At 61.5% G+C, this 20,370-nt stretch carries 18 protein-coding genes; 14 read left to right on the forward strand and 4 right to left on the reverse strand.

Going from position 1 to position 20,370, the window contains the following annotated elements; all coding sequences use genetic code 11:
• Positions 1-84: 84 nt before the first annotated feature.
• Positions 85-1,140 (forward strand): AraC family transcriptional regulator, encoded by a 1,056-nt coding sequence (locus tag J3P94_RS08270; protein WP_434572581.1) that lies wholly within the window; start codon positions 85-87, stop codon positions 1,138-1,140.
• Here the strand turns inward: J3P94_RS08270 and J3P94_RS08275 are convergent.
• Complete coding sequence (locus J3P94_RS08275; protein ID WP_434572583.1) at positions 1,097-2,551, reverse strand: TrkH family potassium uptake protein; 1,455 nt, start codon at positions 2,549-2,551, stop codon at positions 1,097-1,099. The two genes, J3P94_RS08270 and J3P94_RS08275, sit on opposite strands and share 44 nt — an antisense overlap.
• Positions 2,552-2,706: 155 nt before the next feature.
• Between J3P94_RS08275 and J3P94_RS08280 the strand changes: the two genes are divergently transcribed.
• Positions 2,707-3,276, forward strand: a complete 570-nt coding sequence (locus J3P94_RS08280; protein WP_434572585.1) for an NAD(P)H nitroreductase — start codon at positions 2,707-2,709, stop codon at positions 3,274-3,276.
• Between the two features lie 167 nt (positions 3,277-3,443).
• Here J3P94_RS08280 and J3P94_RS08285 read toward each other — a convergent pair whose 3' ends face one another.
• From J3P94_RS08285 to phhA, 3 genes are all read right to left on the reverse strand, one after another.
• A complete protein-coding gene (locus tag J3P94_RS08285; RefSeq protein ID WP_434572587.1) occupies positions 3,444-4,637 on the reverse strand; it encodes an amino acid aminotransferase in 1,194 nt (397 codons plus the stop codon).
• Entirely contained in the window at positions 4,637-4,993 is a 357-nt protein-coding gene (locus J3P94_RS08290) for a 4a-hydroxytetrahydrobiopterin dehydratase (protein ID WP_055101412.1), read from the reverse strand. Before J3P94_RS08290 ends, J3P94_RS08285 begins: the two co-directional genes overlap by 1 nt.
• A gap of 99 nt (positions 4,994-5,092) precedes the next feature.
• Entirely contained in the window at positions 5,093-5,878 is a 786-nt protein-coding gene (phhA, locus tag J3P94_RS08295; protein ID WP_434572589.1) for a phenylalanine 4-monooxygenase, read from the reverse strand.
• A 396-nt stretch (positions 5,879-6,274) separates the two neighbouring features.
• On the opposite strand from phhA, the gene J3P94_RS08300 reads away from it, so the two are divergent.
• From J3P94_RS08300 to J3P94_RS08355, 12 genes are all read left to right on the forward strand, one after another.
• Positions 6,275-7,834 (forward strand): sigma-54-dependent transcriptional regulator, encoded by a 1,560-nt coding sequence (locus tag J3P94_RS08300; RefSeq protein WP_434572591.1) that lies wholly within the window; start codon positions 6,275-6,277, stop codon positions 7,832-7,834.
• Positions 7,835-7,983: 149 nt separating this feature from the next.
• Positions 7,984-8,685 (forward strand): WbqC family protein, encoded by a 702-nt coding sequence (locus J3P94_RS08305; protein ID WP_434572593.1) that lies wholly within the window; start codon positions 7,984-7,986, stop codon positions 8,683-8,685.
• A 52-nt stretch (positions 8,686-8,737) separates the two neighbouring features.
• A complete protein-coding gene (locus J3P94_RS08310) occupies positions 8,738-12,283 on the forward strand; it encodes a glycosyltransferase family 2 protein (RefSeq protein WP_434572595.1) in 3,546 nt (1,181 codons plus the stop codon).
• Between the two features lie 45 nt (positions 12,284-12,328).
• Complete coding sequence (locus tag J3P94_RS08315; protein WP_434572596.1) at positions 12,329-13,057, forward strand: class I SAM-dependent methyltransferase; 729 nt, start codon at positions 12,329-12,331, stop codon at positions 13,055-13,057.
• On the forward strand, positions 13,054-13,902 hold the full coding sequence (locus J3P94_RS08320; protein WP_434572598.1) for an NAD-dependent epimerase/dehydratase family protein: 849 nt from the start codon (positions 13,054-13,056) through the stop codon (positions 13,900-13,902). The genes J3P94_RS08315 and J3P94_RS08320 overlap by 4 nt, the downstream gene beginning before the upstream one ends.
• Positions 13,899-14,876, forward strand: a complete 978-nt coding sequence (locus J3P94_RS08325) for an ATP-grasp domain-containing protein (RefSeq protein WP_434572600.1) — start codon at positions 13,899-13,901, stop codon at positions 14,874-14,876. Before J3P94_RS08320 ends, J3P94_RS08325 begins: the two co-directional genes overlap by 4 nt.
• Complete coding sequence (locus J3P94_RS08330; protein WP_434572601.1) at positions 14,857-15,534, forward strand: metallophosphoesterase family protein; 678 nt, start codon at positions 14,857-14,859, stop codon at positions 15,532-15,534. Before J3P94_RS08325 ends, J3P94_RS08330 begins: the two co-directional genes overlap by 20 nt.
• A 51-nt stretch (positions 15,535-15,585) precedes the next feature.
• Complete coding sequence (rffA, locus tag J3P94_RS08335; protein WP_434572603.1) at positions 15,586-16,737, forward strand: dTDP-4-amino-4,6-dideoxygalactose transaminase; 1,152 nt, start codon at positions 15,586-15,588, stop codon at positions 16,735-16,737.
• 174 nt (positions 16,738-16,911) lie between these two features.
• Positions 16,912-17,649, forward strand: coding sequence for a flagellar basal body rod protein FlgF (locus J3P94_RS08340; RefSeq protein ID WP_305499560.1), 738 nt, complete (start codon positions 16,912-16,914; stop codon positions 17,647-17,649).
• A gap of 49 nt (positions 17,650-17,698) precedes the next feature.
• Complete coding sequence (flgG, locus tag J3P94_RS08345; protein WP_434572605.1) at positions 17,699-18,484, forward strand: flagellar basal-body rod protein FlgG; 786 nt, start codon at positions 17,699-17,701, stop codon at positions 18,482-18,484.
• Between the two features lie 71 nt (positions 18,485-18,555).
• Complete coding sequence (gene flgH / locus J3P94_RS08350) at positions 18,556-19,251, forward strand: flagellar basal body L-ring protein FlgH (RefSeq protein WP_434572607.1); 696 nt, start codon at positions 18,556-18,558, stop codon at positions 19,249-19,251.
• A gap of 45 nt (positions 19,252-19,296) precedes the next feature.
• The gene (locus J3P94_RS08355; RefSeq protein ID WP_434574135.1) at positions 19,297-20,367 is read left to right on the forward strand and encodes a flagellar basal body P-ring protein FlgI; all 1,071 of its coding nucleotides are present in this window, start codon (positions 19,297-19,299) and stop codon (positions 20,365-20,367) included.
• Positions 20,368-20,370: the final 3 nt, after the last annotated feature.

The following is a 20,370-nucleotide window of genomic DNA, read 5'->3' on the forward strand; positions in this document are numbered from 1 at the left end:
AAAAGGAACGTATTTGCAAGACAGGACACTGATATCCTTCGCCAATCCAGCCGTACCCTGCGGCTCGTCATGCAAGCAAATGCCATGAGCGAACGAACGACTTCTTCAAGCTGGGCGATGGGGATTGTCAAGGCGTTGGAAATGGACGGCCTGGACTGTCGGGCGCTGTTCAAGCAACTGGCGCTGGATTTTGCTGCGCTGGAGGATCCCGACGCGCGCTTTACCCAGGACTCGATGACGCGGCTCTGGCAATTGGCGGTGGCTCGTTCCGGCAATCCGGCCATCGGCCTGAACATGGGCAAGGTGGTGCGCCCGGCATCGTTCCATGTGGTCGGTTACGCATTGATGTCCAGTCGCACGCTGGTCGAAGGCTTCGAGCGGCTGGTGCGCTACCAGCGGATCATTGCCGAAAGCGCCGACTTGAGTTTTCGTCATCTGGAGGAGGGCTATGGGCTGATTCTCACCGTGCATGGCGATCACCTTCCGCCGACCCGGCAAAGTGCCGAAGCCTCCTTGGCCTGCGCGCTGTCCTTGTGCAGTTGGTTGACGGGACGCACCTTGCATCCGGTAAAGGTACTGTTCCAGGGTTCCGAACCCGTTGACCTGGCACCTTATCAACAGGCTTTTGGCGCGCCACTGGTGTTCGATGCTCCCTACGATGCGCTGATTTTCCAGCAGGAGGACATGGAGGCGCCGCTGCCCACGGCCAACGAGGCCATGGCGCAGCTCCACGATCGGTTTGCCGGCGAATACCTCGCGCGTTTTTCCGGAAGCCGTGTGACCCACCAGGCGCGGCAGGTGCTCTGCCGGCTGCTGCCCCGGGGCGAGCCCAAGCGGGACGTGGTCGCGCAGACCCTGCACTTGTCGCAACGCACCTTGCAGCGGCGTTTGCAGGATGAGGGCACGAGCTTCCAGAGCTTGCTGGACGATACGCGCCGCGAGCTGGCCGAGCAGTACCTGGCGCAGCCGACCATGACGCTGCTGGAAGTGGCCTATCTGCTGGGGTTTGCCGACCCGAGCAATTTTTTCCGGGCCTTTCGGCGCTGGTTCGGGACCACACCCGGCGAATACCGGGCGCGGGCTGTAGCGACGCCGGTCAGTGACGCCAGAACGCCGGAATACACAGCACGAACACCGTAATGATCTCCAGCCGGCCGAGCAGCATGCCGCCGGAAAGAATCCACTTGGCGGCATCCGGCAACGGCGCGAAGTTGCCGGCCGGGCCGATGGTCTCGCCAAGCCCCGGGCCGACACCGGACACGGTACTGGCCGCGCCGGTCAGTGCCGTCATCCATTCGACGCCCAGCAGCGACAGCAGCAGCGCGATCACGCAGATGGTGATGGCGAAGAAGAACGAGAATGTCAGGATCGACCGGACGATTTCTTCGTCGAGGCGGTGACCGTTGTATTTCTGCTTGATCACCGCGCGCGGGTGAATCAGTTGGTGAAGGTTGGCCCGAAGCAGGATGTAGGCAACCTGGAAGCGGAAAATCTTGATCCCGCCGGCGGTCGAACCCGAGCAGCCGCCGACGAAACCCAGGTAGAAGAACAACATTAGCGAGAAATTGCCCCACAGGCTGTAGTCGCCCAAGGCAAAACCGGTGGTGGTGACGATGGACGTCACGTTCAGCGCCACGTGCCGCAGGGCGTCGAGCCAGTGCAGGTCGGTGGTGGCCCAATACCAGGTGCCGAGCACCAGCCAGGTGACCAGCAGCACGCCGATGAGCCCCTGGACTTGCTGGTCCTTGATCAGTGCCCGACGATTGCCGCGCAGGGTCGAGACGTAGAGGGCGAACGGCAGGCTGCCGAGGATCATGATGACAATGGCGACCCAATGCACGGCCGGTTGCGTCCATTTGGCCAGGGACAGGTCGGAGGTGGAAAAACCGCCGGTGGAAATGGCTGACATCGAATGGTTGATCGCATCGAACAGACTCATCCCGGCCCACCACAGTGCCAGCGTGCCGAGAATGGTGATGCCGACGTAGGAGGCCACGATCAGCCGCGCCACCATGTGCGAGCGCGGCATGACTTTTTCCGAGCGATCGGACGATTCGGTCTGGAACAGCCGCATGCCGCCGATGCGCAACAGCGGCAGGATCGCCACCGCCATGCCGATGAAGCCGATACCGCCGAGCCAGTGCAGCAGCGAGCGCCACATCAGGATTCCCGGCGACATCGTGTCCAGGCCGCTGAGGACCGTTGCACCGGTGGCGGTGATGCCTGACATGCTTTCGAAAAAAGAATCGGTGTAGCTGATGTGCTGGGTCAGCAAGAACGGCAGCGCGGCAAAGACACACACCACCAGCCAACTGCTGACCGTCAGCAGGTACATATCCCGGGGGCGCAGATGGATGTGCTCGGGGCGTCCGGGAAGAATCAACGCGAGGCCGGCGACAAAGGTAATCATGCTCGACCAGAGGAACGATGGCAGGTCGCTGGTGCGTTCGTAGATCAGCAACGTGGCCATCGGCACGATCATGAAGATCGCCAGGGTGATCAGGAAGATGCCGATGATGAAACCAATGATCCGCAGGGTCGGCAACGCCATGAAGTCCGCTCGGGCTGATAGGGGAAAGGGCGCCATTCTACCTGTGACAAGCGGCATGTAAACCGGCGCCCGGCGCTGCTTGCAACTGAATTTGCACTAACGAACTGGCGGCACAAGCCACTAGAATAGCCGAACATTTTTCCAGGAGGTCGCCGATGCAGGCTCTCGACGCTTTGCTCAACCGTGTTTCCGTTCCGCGTCTGGTGGACCCTGCGCCCACGCCCGAACAACGCCAGGTCATGTTCGCCGCGGCGATGCGTGCGCCGGATCACGGCCAACTGCGCCCGTGGCGTTTCCTGACCGTCGAAGGGCAGGCACGTTACCGCATGGGTGAGCTGCTGGCCGAGGCGGCACGTTTCAATGATCCGCTGGTGCCGGAAGCGGTGGTGGAAAAGGCCCTCAACGGCCCATTGCGCGCGCCCTTGGTCGTGGTGGTGATCGCGCGATTGCAGGACCATTTCAAGATTCCCAAGCCCGAGCAATTGCTGGCAGCCGGCTGCGCGGCCCATGGGATTTTACTGGCCGCTTATGCCCAGGGCGTTGGCGGGGTGTGGCGTACCGGGGAATTGGCGTATTCGCCGCACGTGGCCAGGGGCTTGGGGCTTGAAGAAGGCGAAGAAGTGATTGGTTTTCTTTACCTTGGCACGCCGCAGAAAGAAGCGCGCACGGCCCCGCAGGAAGATATCGGGCAGTTTGTGCAGGAATGGACCGGGCCACAGGTTTGAACCCTGGCGTTGCTTTCGTGGCGAGGGAGCTTGCTCCCGCTGGGCTGCACAGCAGACCCAAAAGGCGCCAACGCAATCCTTCAGACGGAACGCGTTAGCCAATTTACGACGGCTGCGCCGCCGAGCGGGAGCAAGCTCCCTCGCCACAACGGCAATAGCCTGCTCGGTTAACGGCAAACATCCGCAATCGCCAGCGCCAGCGTATCCAGGCGCGTCGCGTCGATGCCGGCCACGTTGGCCCGGCCGGTGCCGACCATGTAGACGCTATGGCGCTCGCGCAGTTGCCCGACCTGTTCCGGCGAGAGTCCGGTGTAGGAAAACATACCGCGTTGCACCCCCATATGGGCGAAGCGTTCGCGCAGACCGTGGGGTTCGAGCGCTTCCAGCAGGCCGCTGCGCAACTGAGCGATGCGCAGGCGCATGGCTTCCACTTCGTCGGCCCACAGCCCTTTCAACTGCGGATTGCCAAGAATCGTCGCAACCACCGCCGCACCATGGTCCGGTGGCGTCGACCACAGGTTGCGAGCGATGTTTGCCAGTTGACTGCGGATGTCGACCAGTTTCTCGCCATCGTGGGCGCAGACGATCAGCGCACCGGTGCGGTCGCGATAAAGACCGAAGTTCTTCGAGCATGAGCTGGTGATCAGTACTTCGGGCAGCGCTTCGGCGAACAACCGCACAGCCCAGGCGTCCTGCTCCAGCCCGTCGCCAAAGCCCTGGTAGGCGAAGTCGATCAGCGGCAGCAGACTGCGGCTGCGCATCACGTCGAGCACCTGGCGCCATTGCTCATGGGTCAGGTCGAAACCGGTGGGGTTGTGGCAGCAGGCGTGCAGCAGCACCACGTCACCCTGTGGCACCTGGCTCAGGGTTGCCAGCATTGCCTCGAAATCCAGGCGGTTGTCGGCACCGACGTAGGGGTAGTGGCTGGCCCTCACGCCGGCGGCGGCGAAGATGGTTTCGTGGATCGGCCAGGTCGGGTTGCTCAACCAGACGCCGCGGCCCGGCAGGCACTGGGCGATGAAGTCCGCGCTCAAGCGCAGGGCGCCGGTACCGCCTGGTGTCTGGGTGGCGCCGGCGCGTTTCTCGGCGAGCAGCGGCGAGTCTGCTCCGAGCACCAGTTCATTGATCAACCGGCCGAACGCGGCGTCACCATGGCCCCCGATGTAGGTCTTGGTGAACTGGTGGTCCACCAATTGCTGCTCGGCCTGTTTCACTGACTGGAGAATCGGCGTCAGGCCCTGGGCATCCTTGTAGACGCCCACGCCCAGGTCGAACTTGCCAGGATTGCTGTCCGCCCCGTAGGCCTCCATCAGGCCGAGGATCGGGTCGCCGGGCACGCGGCCGATGGCATCGAAATGCATTACTTGCGACCCTCGGCAGTCTTGGCGACATCGTCGGTACGGGCGGCCATGATGAAGTCGTTGCGGTGCAGACCCTTGATGGAGTGGCTCCACCAGGTCACGGTGACTTTGCCCCACTCGGTGAGCAGGCCGGGGTGATGTCCTTCAGCCTCGGAGATTTCACCGACCGCGTTGGTGAACGCCAGGGCGTGCTTGAAGTTCTTGAACAGGAAGACCTTTTCCAGCTGCATCACGCCGTCGCGCACTTCGATGTTCCAGTCGGGGATCTGCTTGATCAGGATCGGCAGTTCTTCGTCGCTGACCTGCGGGGCATCGGCGCGGCAGGCTTCGCAATGGGCTTGGTTCAGAGTGTTCATGGTGTGTTCCCGGATCGAATATTTGGAAAACGTCGATGCGCCCACGCTAAAGCAAAGCCGCGTGGCGCAACAGACTCAATTGAAAGCAAAAGTAGCGGTTCACGCGGCTTTCGGTGGAAATTTCGGCGCGTGCAGGCCCAGTTCCCGGCCGCGCCTGACCATGCCCATGATGTCCTCGTGGGCCAGGTCGAACAGGCGCTTGAGCTCGGGCAGGACGAAATACACCGGCTGCAGGATGTCGATGCGATACGGCGTGCGCATGGCCTCCAGCGGGTCGAAGGCTTGATGCTCCGGCTCGTCCGACAGGCAATAAACGGTTTCCCTGGGGGAAGACAGGATGCCGCCGCCGTAGATGCGCCGACCGAGCGGGGTGTCCACCAGGCCGAACTCGATGGTCATCCAATACAAGCGGGCAAGGTAGACGCGTTCTTCCTTGGATGCCTGTAGGCCGAGTTTGCCGTAGGTGTGGGTAAATTCGGCGAACCAGGGATTGGTCAGCAAAGGGCAGTGGCCGAAGATCTCGTGGAAAATGTCCGGCTCTTGCAGGTAATCGAGTTCTTCACGGGTACGAATGAACGTCGCGACCGGAAACTGTTTGCTGGCGAGCAGTTCGAAAAACGTCTGGAACGGGATCAGCGCCGGTACCCGGGCGACTTGCCAGCCCGTGGTCTCGCCGAGCACCTTGTTGATTTCCCCCAGTTGCGGAATGCGGTCGTGGGGCAGGCCAAGCTTGTCGATGCCGTCCAGGTATTCCTGGCACGCACGGCCTTCAATGACTTTCAACTGGCGGGTGATCAGCGTATTCCACACCGCATGTTCTTCGGCGGGGTAGTCGATAAAACCTTGCGCATCGGGCTCGCGGGCCACGTATTGCGTCTGCTTCATGCTGCTCTCCTGCTGTTATCCCTCAAGGGAAGACTTGTTTTTTGTTATGTCCAGCGATGCATTAGAGATAACCCGAAGCTGCGGTGTGCGCATCGGCCTGGCGACGATGGATTGTGGGAAGGATGGGTTGATCCGTAAAGTTTTCGTTACGAGTTGGCGTGTGCTGCGATCTTTACGGGGTTTTCAGGTGGGAAACGGCCTACATCTGTCACATAATCTTGACGACTATTTGCGCTGTTGCGCCGAAAAGACTTGTGGCGAGGGAGCTTGCTCCCGCTGGGGCGCGAAGCGGCCCCTGTTTTGGGTCTGCTGCGCAGCCCAGCGGGAGCAAGCTCTCTCGCCACAGAGGGGCTGGAATGGCGCGCTTTTCTATCTCATATGCACCTGGGTCCTCTTATGCGCATCAAAGTCCATTGCCAGAATCGCATCGGCATCCTGCGGGACATCCTCAACCTTTTGGTGGAGTACGGCATCAACGTCGCCCGGGGCGAGGTCGGTGGCGAGCACGGCAATGCGATCTACCTGCACTGCCCGAACCTGATCAATATCCAGTTCCAGGCGTTGCGTCCGAAGTTCGAAGGGATCGCCGGGGTATTCGGCGTCAAGCGGGTAGGGCTGATGCCCAGCGAGCGTCGGCACATGGAGCTCAACGCCTTGCTCGGCGCCCTCGAGTTTCCGGTGCTGTCCATCGACATGGGCGGCTCTATTGTCGCGGCCAATCGGGCGGCGGCGCAGTTGCTCGGGGTGCGGGTCGACGAAGTGCCGGGCATCCCGCTGTCCCGCTACGCCGAGGACTTCGACTTGCCGGAACTGGTGCGCGCCAACCAGTCGCGTATCAACGGGCTGCGCGTCAAGGTCAAGGGCGATGTGTTCCTGGCGGACATCGCCCCGCTGCAGTCGGAGCACGACGACAGCGAAGCCATGGCCGGCGCGGTGCTGACCCTGCACCGCGCCGACCGGGTGGGCGAGCGTATCTACAATGTGCGCAAGCAGGAGCTGCGCGGCTTCGACAGCATTTTCCAGAGTTCGAAAGTGATGGCGGCAGTGGTCCGCGAGGCGCGGCGCATGGCCCCGCTGGACGCGCCGCTGCTGATAGAAGGCGAAACCGGCACCGGCAAGGAACTGCTGGCCCGCGCCTGTCATCTGGCCAGTCCGCGCGGGCAGTCACCGCTGATGGCGCTCAACTGCGCCGGGCTGCCGGAGTCCATGGCCGAGACCGAGTTGTTCGGCTACGGCCCCGGGGCCTTTGAAGGCGCCCGGGCCGAAGGCAAGCTCGGCCTGCTGGAGCTGACCGCGGGAGGCACGCTGTTTCTCGACGGCGTTGGGGAAATGAGCCCGCGCCTGCAAGTGAAGCTGCTGCGCTTTTTGCAGGACGGATGCTTTCGTCGCGTCGGCAGTGACGAAGAGGTCTACCTGGATGTCAGGGTGATCTGCGCGACCCAGGTCGACTTGTCCGAACTCTGCGCCCGAGGGGAATTCCGTCAGGATCTGTACCATCGCTTGAACGTGCTTTCCTTGCATATCCCACCGTTGCGCGAATGCCTCGATGGGCTGGAGCCATTGGTGGAACATTTTCTCGACCAGGCCAGCCGCCAGATTGGCTGTCCGCTGCCGAGGCTTGCCCCGGCGGCGATGGACCGCCTCAGCCATTACCATTGGCCGGGCAACGTCCGGCAGTTGGAAAACGTGCTGTTCCAGGCGGTTTCCCTGTGCGACGGCGGCACGGTGAAGGCCGAGCACATCCGCCTGCCGGACTACGGCGTGCGCCAACCCCTTGGCGACTTTTCCCTGGAGGGCGGGCTTGACGAGATCGTCGGGCGTTTCGAGAAAGCGGTGCTGGAGCGCTTGTACTCCGAACACCCGAGCAGTCGCCAGCTGGGCAAGCGGTTGGGGGTTTCCCATACGACTATTGCCAATAAGCTGCGCGAGTATGAGGTGGGCAAGACCGAGCCCTAGCGTGCAACCACAGCGGGCGGGGCGCGCTCGCTGGCAGCAGCTGGTATGAGATTTGCTGTATCCCGTCCTGTCCCCCGCTTATTCATGTTCGGTGGCGATTTTTTGACAGGGCAGAGCCCCCGGTTTCCGCTGCGTACGTGAGGTTCAGGATGCATAAGAAAATAGCTGTGGTGCAGTCGAATTACATCCCCTGGAAGGGCTATTTCGACATGATCCGCAGCGTCGATGCGTTCATCCTTTATGACGACGTCCAGTACACCCGCAACGACTGGCGCAACCGCAACAAGATCAAGACTGCCCAAGGCGAACACTGGCTGAGCATCCCGGTCACGACGAAGGGCCGTCTCGGCCAGTTGATCAATGAAGCCCAGGTCAGCAGTCCAGACTGGGCCGCCGCGCACTGGAAGACCATCGAACAAAGCTACCGGCGCGCGGCGTGTTTTGCGCAGATGGAGGGGCCGATTCGCGCGCTCTACGAGCAGGCCGCCGACTTTACCCACCTGACCCGCATCAATCAGCTTTTTATTGCCGGCCTGTGTCCCCTGTTGGGCATTCACACGCCGCTTTACCGTTCCGAGGAACTGGGTGGCGTGGCGGGCAAGAATGAGCGCCTGATCCACCTGTGCCAGACCCTCGGCGCCAGCGAGTACCTCTCGGGACCCGCAGCCAGTCATTACCTCGACGAAGCGGCCTTTGCCGCCAGCGGTATCGAGATTTCATATATGACCTACACCGGCTACCCCGAATATCCGCAGGTATACGGCGATTTCCAGCATGCAGTCAGTGTCATCGACCTGTTGTTCAACACCGGCGCGGATGCTTCGGCTTTTCTGGAGAAAGGCGCTGCCTGACGGTGCCTTTGCCAGTGACACCCTTTTGATTTGATTCTGGAGATTGCACCCGATGTCGAACCTCGCGCAGCTGGACGCTCATTCGCTCGAACAGGCGTTGGCGCGTCTACGGCTGATGTATGCCAAACCCGAGCATCCATACTACTTCCTGGCACCTGCCTACCGGGAATCGTCGTCGGGCGTCGTCTCGCTGCACTACCTCTGCCATATGCTCAACCTCAGTGGTCGCGAGGCCTACATCTGCGGCACTGAAATGGTCAATCCGGACCTCAAGACCCCGGTAATCACTTCCGCGATCAAACAGCGCCATATCGCAGCGGGCAAGGTGCCAATCGCGGTCTATCCCGAAGTGTTCCCGGGCAATCCGCTCAACTGTTCGGTGGTGGCGCGTTTCCTGCTGAATTTCGAAGGCTTCCTCACGGGAAAAGGCATGGACGCCGCGCCCAACGATTTGTTTTTCTATTACGCATCCAGGCTCGCCGAACATCGTGGCGACCCTGATGGCGACCTGTTGTGCCTGCCAGCGATCGATATCGAAATGTTCTCGTCTGTCGGCGCTGGAGCCGAGCGCAAGGGCAGCTACCTTTACCAGAACCGCCACCCGCTGGATCAGATCGATTACTCCCGGCTGCCAGCGGATATCCGCCTGCTGAGCATGGCCAATCCTTTGTCCCTGCCCGAGCTGGCCAAGGTTCTGCGCAGCGCCGAGGTGATGTACAGCTACGAGTGGTCGATGACGTGCGTGATGGCCGTGCTGTGCGGTTGCCCAGTGATTTTCATTCCTGGGCACGGTGTCGACCAACCACTGCTCGACAACAGTTTCTTCGGCAGTGTCGGCTTTGCCATGTTCGATCAGCCGGACGCCCTGGAACACGCCCGTGCAGGCCTCGGTGAGGCCTTGCACCGCTACGTTGAACGCACCGCCTCTTTCTGGCAGCAGTTGGACGTGTTTATTACCAAAACCCAGGCAACCGCCGCCCGGGAGGCGGTCGGCAACCGTCTGGGCTCGCTTGACTGGTTGCGGCAACGCTACCCGACGGCGCAGCAATTGCGTCTGGTCAATGAACGCTTGGCAAACGCGGCGGCGCCTGACTTCACGGTCCTGGTCCGCGATAACGGCAACCAGTTGGCGCTGGCTCACACCCTCGACAGCCTGGATCGCCAGTTGTACCAACGCATCCATGTGTGCGTGACGGGGGATGTTGATCCGGGGCGTGCCAATGTCCAGTGGCTGGCCTGTGATCCGCGGCAACCGGCGGCTGCCATCAATGACTTGCTCGATGGCATCCAGACCGACTGGTGCTTGCTGGTCGAGGCGGGCGAGGAATTCACCGCCGCGGGGCTGCTGGTGACGGCTCAGAATCTGCTGGATGCGCCTGACAGTTGCCTGGCGGTGTACGCCGACGAGGCGCTGCGTATAGGCGGCGTGGTCGACCTGTCGTTGCGGCCTGACCTTAACCTCGACCTGCTCCTGGCGTTTCCGGCCGGGCTTTGCCGGCACTGGATGTTCCGTCGTGAGGCGCTGGTGCGCTTGAGCGGTTTTGACCCTGCCTGCGGTGAAGCCTTTGAACTGGCCTACCAATTGCGCCTGATCAGCGAGCAAGGGCTGGGCAGCGTTGGCCATGTCAGCGAACCCCTGTTGATCGCCAACGAGGTGCGCCAGGCGGAATGCGCCGATGAGCGCGCGGTCATCGATGCGCATCTCAAGGCGCGTGGCTACGCTCAGGCGCGAGCGGTTGCACTGGACAATGCGCCGGGTCGTTATCGTATCGATTACGGTCACGAGCGGCAGGCTTCGGTCAGCATCCTGATCTACCTGGAAGGCCAGTTGGGGAATTTCCAGCGCTGCCTGGAAAGCCTGTTGACGCAGACCGATGCGGTGGATTTCGAGGTCCTGCTGATTGAACCGGGCAACGACGATCCCGCCTTGCTGGAGTGGCTGGGCCTGGTCGAGCAAATGGGCGCAGGCCGTTTCCAGGCGTTGCGTTTCATGCCGGGGCAGTCCCGTGCGGCGATGTGCAATGCGGCGGCCCAAGAGGCACGCGGCGAGTACCTGCTCTGGCTCGATGCACAAAGCGCTGTGCTTGAGCCGGGTTGGTTACAGGCGTTGCTCAATCAAGCCCAGCGCCCGGAAGTCGGCGCGGTGGGCGGCACGTTGCAGGATAGCCAGGGGCGTATACGCCAGGCAGGTCTTGTGTTGGGGCTGGGTGGCATTGTCGGTCGGGCTTTTGCAGGCTTGTCAGGCCAGGCCGAAGGTTACATGGGCCGTCTCGGGCTTGAGCAGAACTGCTCGGCGGTGGGCGGCGAATGCCTGATGCTGCGGCGAGCGCTGTTTCTTGAGGCCGGTGGTTTCGATACCGATCCGCTGCTGGCGCCATGGACCCATGTGGACCTGTGCCTGAAGTTGCAGCAGGCCGGTTACCTGAACGTCTGGACGCCTTACGCACGACTGTTGATGGACGCTTTGCCAGACACTACCCGTGCCAATAGCGAGCAGGAAGAGGCGCTGTTCGCCCGCTGGCTGCCGCAGCTGGCCCGCGACCCCGTCTACAACGCCAATTTTTCCTTGCGCGCAGGCGAAGGTTTTGTCCGCGAGAACAAGGACCTTTGCTGGTATCCGCTGCAAGGTAGCGTGCCGAGGGTGCTGGTGTGTGTGACTGACCAGCAGGTGGGGGCCTATTCACGACTGGTCCAGCCATTCAGCACATTGGTTGAAGCGGGGCAGGTCGAAGGCGCGGCTGTTTCGAGTCTGCTGTCGCCGGTGGAAATCGAGCGTCTGGCTCCGACCACCGTGGTCTTGCAGCGTCCTCTGGATGATGCCGGGCTGCTGGCCCTGAGCCGTCTGAGAGCGTTTTCCAAGGCATTCACCGTCTACGACCTGGACGGTTATCTGCCGCAGATGGAATTGAAGGGTGATTACTCCGCCGATGAGCTGCTGGAGCGCCTGCGGTTCGGGATGATGCAGGCTGATCGGGTGCTGGTGCCCACGCCTGAGCTGGCCGAACTGCTGCAAGGCCAGCACGATGATATCCGCGTGCTGGAAACCCTGTTGCCGGCCGCCTGGGGGCGCGTACAAAGCAAACGACGCATGGGCGCCAAGCCGCGCCTGGGCTGGCTGGGTGGCAAGGATGCCGAGTTGCTGGCCGACGTGCTACCTGCGTTCGCTGGCGAAGTGGATTTCGTGGTGTTGGGTGACTGCCCCGCGGCACTGCAACCGTTCCTGAAGGAGCGCCACCCAGCTGTCGCGCAGCAGCAGTTGGCGGCGGCCATGGCAGCCTTGAATCTTGATCTTGCATTGGTACCCATGGCGCAAAACCTGGGCAATGCCTGTTCGGGCGACCTGCGTGTCCTCCAGCATGCCGCTTGCGGGCATCCGGTCATTTGCAGCCGGGTGCCGGGTTTTGTCGGCGGTGAGGCGTTGCCGCTGTCCCGGGTGAGTAACGAGGCGCAAGACTGGATCCGCGCCATTCGCTTGCATCTGGGAGACCGTGAGGCTTCCGCGACGCTGGGAGATGCCTTGCAGTCAAGCGTGCGTGCGCAGTGGCTGCTCGAAGGCGAGCGTCTGGATACCTGGCGGCGGGCGTGGTTGGCCGATTGATCTCTATTAATTATGACCTTGGTCACTCAGCGGAGAGCATGTGACATGAGCAACGATCTCGATACCTTCATCGCAGCCTACAGCGACAGCTTTGGCTACGCGTACGACAACAACATCATTCTCAACTGGTATCCCCAACGCATCATGGCGCTGTGCACCCAGACGCAGAGCCTGCTGGAGCTGGGTGTCGGCCATGGTTTCAGCACCCACCGATTTTCGCAGTTCTTCAGTGAGCACACGGTCATCGATGGTTCTGCCTCGGTCATCGCCCAGTTCAAGAGCCAATACCCGGACAATGCGGCCGAGGTCGTTGAAAGTTATTTCGAGACGTTCGACACCGACAAGCGTTTCGACCTGATCGTGATGGGTTTTATCCTTGAACATGTCGATGATCCACAGACTGTACTGCAACGGTTCAAGCGTTTTCTCGCCCCCGGCGGTCGTTGCTTCGTGCTGGTTCCCAACGGCGAGTCCCTGCATCGGCGATTCGGTCATGCTGCCGGGCTGCTTGGCGACATGACGGCCCTGGGCGGTGGTGATCTTGAGTTGGGTCATGTGCGCAGCTACTCGCTACAGACCCTGACCGCGGAACTTGAAGCCGCCGGGCTCCAGGTGGTGCGCAAGGAAGGCGTATTTCTCAAACCCTTCACCACCGGGCAATTGAAAGAGCTGAACTTGAGTCCGGACATCATCCAGGCCATGTGCACCGTGGGCATCGATTATCCAGAGCTGTGTTGTGCAATGATGCTGGAAGCGACAGTCGCGCCATCATGAAAAGCCTGGTCATAGGGAGTACTTCGGTCATTGGCAAGGCAATCGCTCAGGCGTTGTCGCGCCATGGCCCAGTCAAATTGGCGGGGCGCCGAGACGCCGATATTGCCGTTGACTTGAATAGCCAGCAGCCCTGCGCCTGCGACGAGCGCTTCGACGTGGTTGTGCTGGCAGCGGCTGATTTCGGCGGCAGCGAGCCAGATGATCTGATTCGCGCCGAACGGGTCAACAGTGCCGGTGCATTGGCTGCCTGTCGTCTGGCCGAACAGTGTGGGGCGCATCATTTCATTCTGCTGTCGTCGCGTTGGGCCAGCCATCAGCCGACGGACCCCTATTTTGGCATCTATTCGCTTTCCAAACGCCATGCTGAAGAAGTGACGAGCCTGTATTGCCAGGAAAGAGGCATGGCGTTGACCATCCTGCGCATCAGCCAGGTCTACGACAGCGGCGAGCAGTGCCGGCCGCACCAGCCGTTGTTATACGCTATCGCCGACAAGGCTCAGGCGGGGCAAACCGTCCAGTTGTATGGGAAGAACGACGCGAGGCGCAACTACCTGCATCTGAGTGACCTCGCCGAGGTCTGCGGGCGGGTGGCGGAGAAAGGCATTGCTGGCCTGTACAACTGCGGCCATCCCGAATCTCCGCGTCTCTCCGAGATTGCCCAGGCCGCATTCGAGGCGTTTGGCAAGCCGATAGATGTGCGCTTTCTGCCTGAAAAAAGCGATATTCCCGATCTGCCTCCCTTCGACTGTGGGGATGAGCTCTACGAGCAAATAGGCTTTATTCCGCGAATAGACATTCGCGGTGGCTTTGAACTGATGAAAGTGCAGCGGGAGAGTCTGTCATGAAGACCGTCATGGTGACGGGCGTAGGCGCCATCATGGGCTACGGGCTGCTCAAGTCGCTGCGTGCGGCGGACCCTTCTGTGCGCCTGGTCGGCACCGATATCTACGACGACGCGGTTGGTCGCGGCTGGAGCGATGTGTTCGTGCAGGCCCCGTTGACCTCCGCCCCGGAGTACGGCCAATGGCTGGGCGAGACACTGGCCGGGCACCAGGTGGATCTGCTGATCCCGGGGATCGAACAGGACATCCACTGGCTCTCGGACAACCGAGCGTTATTGGCCACCTTCGACTGCCAGGTGGTGCTCAACAACCAGAACCTGATCGAGCTCTCCAGGGACAAATGGGCCATGGACCAGGCGTTGCGGGAACTTGGTGATGTCAGCCGTATTCCGAGCCTGCTGTCGGGGGATTTTCACTCGCTCAAGGCGGCCCTGGGGCTGCCGTTCCTGCTCAAGCCGCGCAGGAGCTACGCTTCCAAAGGGCTGGTCTGGGTTCACCAGGAGCGCGATTTCACGCCTCACGCGGCACTGCTCGGTGACCACCTGATGGCGCAGCCGATCATTGGCAGCGCGGCTGATGAATTCACCGTGGCGGCGTTTGGCGATGGTCGGGGCGATGCCGGTCCGATCATCGCATTCCAGCGCAGACTGGCGTCGGACGGGTCCACCGCCAAGGCTTGGGTGTATCAGGATGACTCGCTGGCTCAGACGGTGACCAGGTTGTGCCGCGCGTTCAAGCCGGTGGGGCCGACCAACTTGCAGTTCCGGCGTGGCGGTGACGGCTCATGGAGTCTGCTGGAGATCAATCCGCGAATATCCTCGACCAGTTCGATACGTCGCGCATTCGGCTACAACGAGGCGGCGATGTGCCTGGATTATTACCTCGAGGGCAAGACGCCCAGCCAGCCAGCCATCCGTAATGGCTTCGCTGTTCGTTATATAGAGGACTTCGTTGTCTATGATCGGGATCATTTCTGACGTCCATGGCAATTACAGTGCCCTGCGGACGGTGCTTGCCAGGCTGGATGAGTTGGGTGTGTCGCAAGTTATCTGTCTGGGCGACACGGCCGGTTATTACAGCCAGGTCAACGAGTGTTGCGAGGCCTTGCGCGAGCGGAATATTTTCTCCGTGATGGGCAATCATGACTGGTACCTGGCCAGGAACGAGCGATGCCCTCGCTCCAACAGTGCCAATGCCTGCCTGGACTACCAGCGGGGCGTCATCACTTCGCAGAACCTGGCCTGGCTGGGATCGCTCCCGGAGCGCTCGACGCAGCACGAGTTGAGCATCGTCCACGGCGGATGGCACGATCCGCTGGACGAATACGTGCGGCCTTCAGATGCGTATTTCGGCCCCTTGCCCGGACGGTGTTTCGCCTCGGGCCATACCCATGTCCAGTACTTGTGGAGCGGGCAGGGCAAGGTCTATTGCAACCCCGGTTCGGTTGGCCAGCCCCGTGACGGCGACCCCCGTGCGGGTTTCGCGACCTGGGACGGTGAAGCGTTCAACCTGCATCGGGTTGACTACGATATCGGTGAAACCCAGCAGGCCATGAACAGGGCCGGGTTCACGCCATACTTCTACGAAAATCTTGAAACAGGCAGTCAGATAGGTGGGCGGATCAGTGCGGTTTAAGGTTTTCTGCTATGCGCCACCCATCACCTTGCCCACCTGGGGACGTTTGCAATGAACAACGAAACGATATTCTTCAACCGTCCGTACATGACCGGCAAAGAACTGGATTACATTGCCCAGGCCAAGTTCGGCAACATGCTCGCCGGCGATGGCCCGTTCACCAAGCGTTGTCACCGCTGGCTGGAATCGCACACGGGTTGCAACAAGGCATTGCTCACCCATTCATGCACCGCTGCGCTGGAGATGGCCGCCTTGCTGTTGGACATCCAGCCCGGCGACGAAGTCATCCTGCCTTCCTTTACCTTTGTCTCCACGGCCAACGCTTTTGTGCTGCGCGGCGCGGTGCCGGTCTTCGTCGATATACGTCCCGATACGCTGAACCTGGACGAACGCCTGATCGAGGCGGCGATCACTTCGCGGACCAGGGCTATCGTGCCCGTTCATTACGCCGGTGTGGCTTGCGAAATGGACAGTATCCTGGCGATCGCGCGCAAGCATGGGCTGGCGGTCGTCGAAGACGCCGCGCAAGGGGTGATGTCAACCTACAAGGGCCGGGCGCTGGGCAGTATCGGTGAACTCGGGGCCTTCAGCTTTCACGAGACCAAGAACGTGATTTCGGGGGAGGGCGGGGCATTGCTGGTCAATGATCCCGCCATGGCGGTGCGAGCCGAGATCATCCGGGAAAAAGGCACCGATCGCAGTCGTTTCTTCAGGGGCGAAGTGGACAAATACACCTGGCAGGAGGTGGGCTCCTCATTCCTGCCCGGCGAAATGACCGCAGCCTTCCTCTGGGCCCAGTTGGAAGATGCCCAGGCCATCACCGACCGCCGCCTGGCAATCTGGGACCACTACCACGCGGCGCTGGCAGGCCTCGAGCAACAAGGAGCGCTGCGTCGCCCGATAATTCCTGAGGATTGCCAGCACAACGCGCATATGTACTACGTACTCCTCGCCCCAGAGGTGGATCGCCAGGCCATTCTTGATGAGCTCAAGCGTCACGCCATCTATCCAGTGTTCCATTACGTGCCGCTGCACTCGTCTCCCGCTGGCGTGCGCTATGGGCGCGTGCATGGCTCGATGGACATCACCGACGGTTATTCCGAGCGTCTGTTGCGTCTGCCGATGTGGCTCGGTTTGAGCAACGAGCAGCAGGACCGGGTAGTGGATGTACTCGGCAATGCTTTGGCTGCGCTTGCCACTTAGCGGCATGACACCGCCGGTTTTTCGACTTCGGCACCCTTCAACAATGTCCACTGAAACCCCAGAGCCCTTGGTTTCAAGGGGCTGGGCCCGCCAGAAAAAAGTTGGTCTGCTAATTGCTTAAGGCTCTGCAACACAGCAGTGGACGGCAAACGTCCGGCATGCAGAGGAACGACAGTGGACAAGTACCTTTATGTGGCAATGACCGGCGCCAGCCAGAACGCACTGGCGCAGCGGGCCCATGCCAACAACCTGGCGAACATCTCCACCAACGGTTTTCAGAAAGACCTGGAGCAGGCACGTTCGATGCCGGTGTTCGGCGACAGCTTTCCGGCGCGGGCGTTTGCCATGTCCGAACGGCCTGCCACCGATTTCACCCCGGGTGCGCTGATTGAAACCGGCCGTGAACTGGACGTGGCGGTCAGCGGGCCGGGCTGGATGGCCGTGCAGAACCCCGACGGTGGCGAAAGCTACGTGCGCACCGGCAGCCTCAACGTCGACGCCCTTGGCGTGCTGCGCGCCGGCAACGGCATGCCGGTGATGGGCAACGGCGGTCCGATTGCCGTGCCGCCAGAGCAGAAAATCGAAATCGGCCAGGACGGCACCATCAGCATCCGCGCCATGGGTGAAGGCCCACGGGTAATGGCTGAGGTGGACCGCATCAAGCTGGTCAACCCGGACCTCAAGACCATGACCAAGGGCCTGGACGGTTCGATCCGTTCCAAGGACGGCCAACCGGCGCCTATCGATGGCAACGTGCAGCTGGTGTCGGGGTTCCAGGAAGCGAGCAACGTCAATGCCGTGGATGAGATGACTTCGGTGCTGGCCCTGGCCAAGCAGTTCGAGCTTCACGTCAAGATGATGACCACCGCCAAAGAAGGCGATGAGGCCATGGCTCGGGTCTTGCAGATCTAATCATTAATTACAGCGCTGCGCCGAAAAACAGGCGTATGAGGAGAATCGAATGCTTCCGGCTCTTTGGGTTGCCAAAACAGGTCTGTCCGCCCAGGACACCAACCTTTCCACTATTTCCAACAACCTGGCGAACGTTTCGACCACGGGTTTCAAACGTGATCGCGCCGAGTTCCAGGACCTGCTCTACCAGGTAAAACGCCAGCCAGGCGCCCAGTCGACCCAGGACAGCGAATTGCCGTCGGGCCTGCAAGTGGGTACCGGTGTGCGCATTGTCGGCACCCAGAAAAATTTCAACGCCGGTAGCCTGCAAACCACCGAGCAGCCGCTGGACATGGCCATCGACGGTCGCGGTTTCTTCCAGATCCTGCAGCCGGACGGCACCACGTCCTACACCCGTGACGGTACCTTCCACCTCGATTCCAACGGCCAGATCGTCAACGCCAGCGGTTTCGCCCTGGAGCCGGCCATCGTCATCCCGAACGATGCGCAGACATTCACCGTGGGCCGTGACGGCACCGTGTCCATCACCATCGCGGGCAATCCGGCTGCGCAGGTGATCGGTAACCTGCAGACCGCTGACTTCATCAACCCGGCCGGCCTGCAGGCGGTGGGTAACAACCTGTTCCTGGAAACCGCCGCCAGCGGCGCGCCGCAAGTCGGCACCCCAGGCCTGAACGGTTTCGGCACCACGCTGCAGAACACCCTGGAAACCTCCAACGTGAGCACCGTCGAGGAAATGGTCAACATGATCACCACTCAGCGCGCCTACGAGATGAACTCCAAGGTGATCTCCACCGCCGACCAGATGCTCTCGTTCGTCACGCAGAACCTGTAATACGTCGCTAAATCCGTCATTACGTAGATAGGGCGGCCCCAGGGTCGCCTGCAACACCAAGAGGTAGGGTCATGAATCGCTTTGTATCTGTTCTGGCATTGAGTGGGGTTACCGCGCTGGCGGGCTGTGTCGCGCCAACGCCCAAGCCCAATGACCCGTATTACGCTCCGGTGTTGCCACGCACGCCGTTGCCGGCTGCCGCCAATAACGGGTCGATCTACCAGGCTGGCTTCGAACAGAACCTGTACAGCGACCGCAAGGCTTTCCGGGTCGGTGACATCATCACCATCACCTTGAACGAGCGGACCCAGGCGAGCAAGAACGCCAACTCGCAGATCGACAAGAGCAGCCAGACCAGCGTCGGCCTGACGTCGTTGTTCGGCTCCAGCCTGACCACCAACAACCCTATCGGTGGCGGCGACCTGAGCCTCAACGCTGGCTACGGTTCCGACCGCGCCTCCAAGGGCGACAGCCAGTCCGGCCAGAGCAACAGCCTGACCGGTTCGATCACCGTGACCGTCGCCGATGTACTGCCCAACGGCATCATCGCCGTGCGCGGCGAGAAGTGGCTGACGCTCAATACCGGTGACGAACTGGTGCGCATCGCTGGCATGGTCCGCGCCGATGACATTTCCACCGACAACACTGTTCCGTCGACCCGCGTGGCCGATGCGCGCATCACCTATTCGGGCACTGGTGCCTTTGCCGATGCGAGTCAGCCAGGTTGGTTCGACCGTTTCTTCCTCAGCCCGAAGTTCCCTTTCTAGGTGATCAAGTTGAATCTTAAACAGCTGTTGATCGGTGCCCTGGTGATGTCGGCAGCCTTCACCGCTCAAGCCGAGCGCCTGAAGGACATCGCCAGCATTTCCGGCGTGCGTTCCAACCAGTTGATCGGCTACGGCCTGGTCGTGGGCCTGAACGGTACCGGTGACCAGACCACCCAGACTCCGTTCACCCTGCAGACCTTCAACAACATGCTGTCGCAGTTCGGCATCAAGGTGCCGGCCGGCTCCGGCAACGTGCAGTTGAAGAACGTCGCGGCGGTGTCGATCAGTGCCGACCTGCCGCCGTTCGCCAAGCCCGGCCAGCAAGTGGATATCACTGTCTCGTCCATCGGTAACTCCAAGAGCCTGCGTGGCGGCACCTTGCTGCTGACCCCGCTCAAGGGTATCGACGGCAACGTCTACGCCATCGCCCAGGGCAACCTGGTGGTGGGCGGGTTCGATGCCGAGGGTCGCGACGGTTCGAAGATCACCGTCAACGTTCCGTCGGCGGGCCGTATTCCCGGCGGTGCGTCGGTTGAACGTGCCGTGCCGAGCGGCTTCAACCAGGGCAACAGCCTGACCTTGAACCTCAACCGTTCCGACTTCACCACGGCCAAGCGCATCGTCGACAAGATCAACGACATGCTCGGCCCAGGCGTGGCCCAGGCCATCGACGGTGGCTCGATTCGCGTCACCGCGCCACTGGATCCGAGCCAGCGCGTCGACTACCTGTCGATCCTCGAAAACCTCGAGGTCGATCCGGGCCAGGCGGTGGCGAAAGTCATCATCAATTCGCGTACCGGCACCATCGTGATCGGCCAGAACGTCAAGGTCTCGCCGGCCGCCGTGACCCACGGCAGCCTGACAGTGACCATCACCGAAGACCCGATCGTCAGCCAGCCGGGGCCATTGTCCAACGGCCAGACCGCCGTGGTTCCGCGCTCGCGGGTCAATGCCGAACAGGAAGCCAAGCCGATGTTCAAGTTCGGCCCGGGCACCACCCTGGATGAGATCGTCCGGGCGGTGAACCAGGTCGGCGCGGCGCCGGGCGACTTGATGGCCATTCTTGAAGCCCTGAAGCAGGCCGGCGCGTTGCAAGCCGACCTGATCGTGATTTAAGGA

The sequence above is a fragment of the Pseudomonas sp. Z3-8 genome (assembly GCF_051131975.1).
GTDB lineage: Bacteria > Pseudomonadota > Gammaproteobacteria > Pseudomonadales > Pseudomonadaceae > Aquipseudomonas.

What these genes read in the sequence shown, in the direction of transcription:
- J3P94_RS08310 (WP_434572595.1), top strand. Translation starts at nt 8,738, where the DNA reads ATGTCGAACCTCGCGCAGCTGGACGCTCATTCGCTCGAACAGGCGTTG.
- phhA (WP_434572589.1), bottom strand. Translation starts at nt 5,878, where the DNA reads ATGAAGCAGACGCAATACGTGGCCCGCGAGCCCGATGCGCAAGGTTTT.
- J3P94_RS08300 (WP_434572591.1), top strand. Translation starts at nt 6,275, where the DNA reads ATGCGCATCAAAGTCCATTGCCAGAATCGCATCGGCATCCTGCGGGAC.
- J3P94_RS08275 (WP_434572583.1), bottom strand. Translation starts at nt 2,551, where the DNA reads ATGGCGTTGCCGACCCTGCGGATCATTGGTTTCATCATCGGCATCTTC.
- flgG (WP_434572605.1), top strand. Translation starts at nt 17,699, where the DNA reads ATGCTTCCGGCTCTTTGGGTTGCCAAAACAGGTCTGTCCGCCCAGGAC.
- rffA (WP_434572603.1), top strand. Translation starts at nt 15,586, where the DNA reads ATGAACAACGAAACGATATTCTTCAACCGTCCGTACATGACCGGCAAA.
- J3P94_RS08325 (WP_434572600.1), top strand. Translation starts at nt 13,899, where the DNA reads ATGAAGACCGTCATGGTGACGGGCGTAGGCGCCATCATGGGCTACGGG.
- J3P94_RS08285 (WP_434572587.1), bottom strand. Translation starts at nt 4,637, where the DNA reads ATGCATTTCGATGCCATCGGCCGCGTGCCCGGCGACCCGATCCTCGGC.
- flgH (WP_434572607.1), top strand. Translation starts at nt 18,556, where the DNA reads ATGAATCGCTTTGTATCTGTTCTGGCATTGAGTGGGGTTACCGCGCTG.
- J3P94_RS08270 (WP_434572581.1), top strand. Translation starts at nt 85, where the DNA reads ATGAGCGAACGAACGACTTCTTCAAGCTGGGCGATGGGGATTGTCAAG.
- J3P94_RS08315 (WP_434572596.1), top strand. Translation starts at nt 12,329, where the DNA reads ATGAGCAACGATCTCGATACCTTCATCGCAGCCTACAGCGACAGCTTT.
- J3P94_RS08290 (WP_055101412.1), bottom strand. Translation starts at nt 4,993, where the DNA reads ATGAACACTCTGAACCAAGCCCATTGCGAAGCCTGCCGCGCCGATGCC.
- J3P94_RS08330 (WP_434572601.1), top strand. Translation starts at nt 14,857, where the DNA reads ATGATCGGGATCATTTCTGACGTCCATGGCAATTACAGTGCCCTGCGG.
- J3P94_RS08280 (WP_434572585.1), top strand. Translation starts at nt 2,707, where the DNA reads ATGCAGGCTCTCGACGCTTTGCTCAACCGTGTTTCCGTTCCGCGTCTG.
- J3P94_RS08355 (WP_434574135.1), top strand. Translation starts at nt 19,297, where the DNA reads ATGTCGGCAGCCTTCACCGCTCAAGCCGAGCGCCTGAAGGACATCGCC.
- J3P94_RS08305 (WP_434572593.1), top strand. Translation starts at nt 7,984, where the DNA reads ATGCATAAGAAAATAGCTGTGGTGCAGTCGAATTACATCCCCTGGAAG.
- J3P94_RS08320 (WP_434572598.1), top strand. Translation starts at nt 13,054, where the DNA reads ATGAAAAGCCTGGTCATAGGGAGTACTTCGGTCATTGGCAAGGCAATC.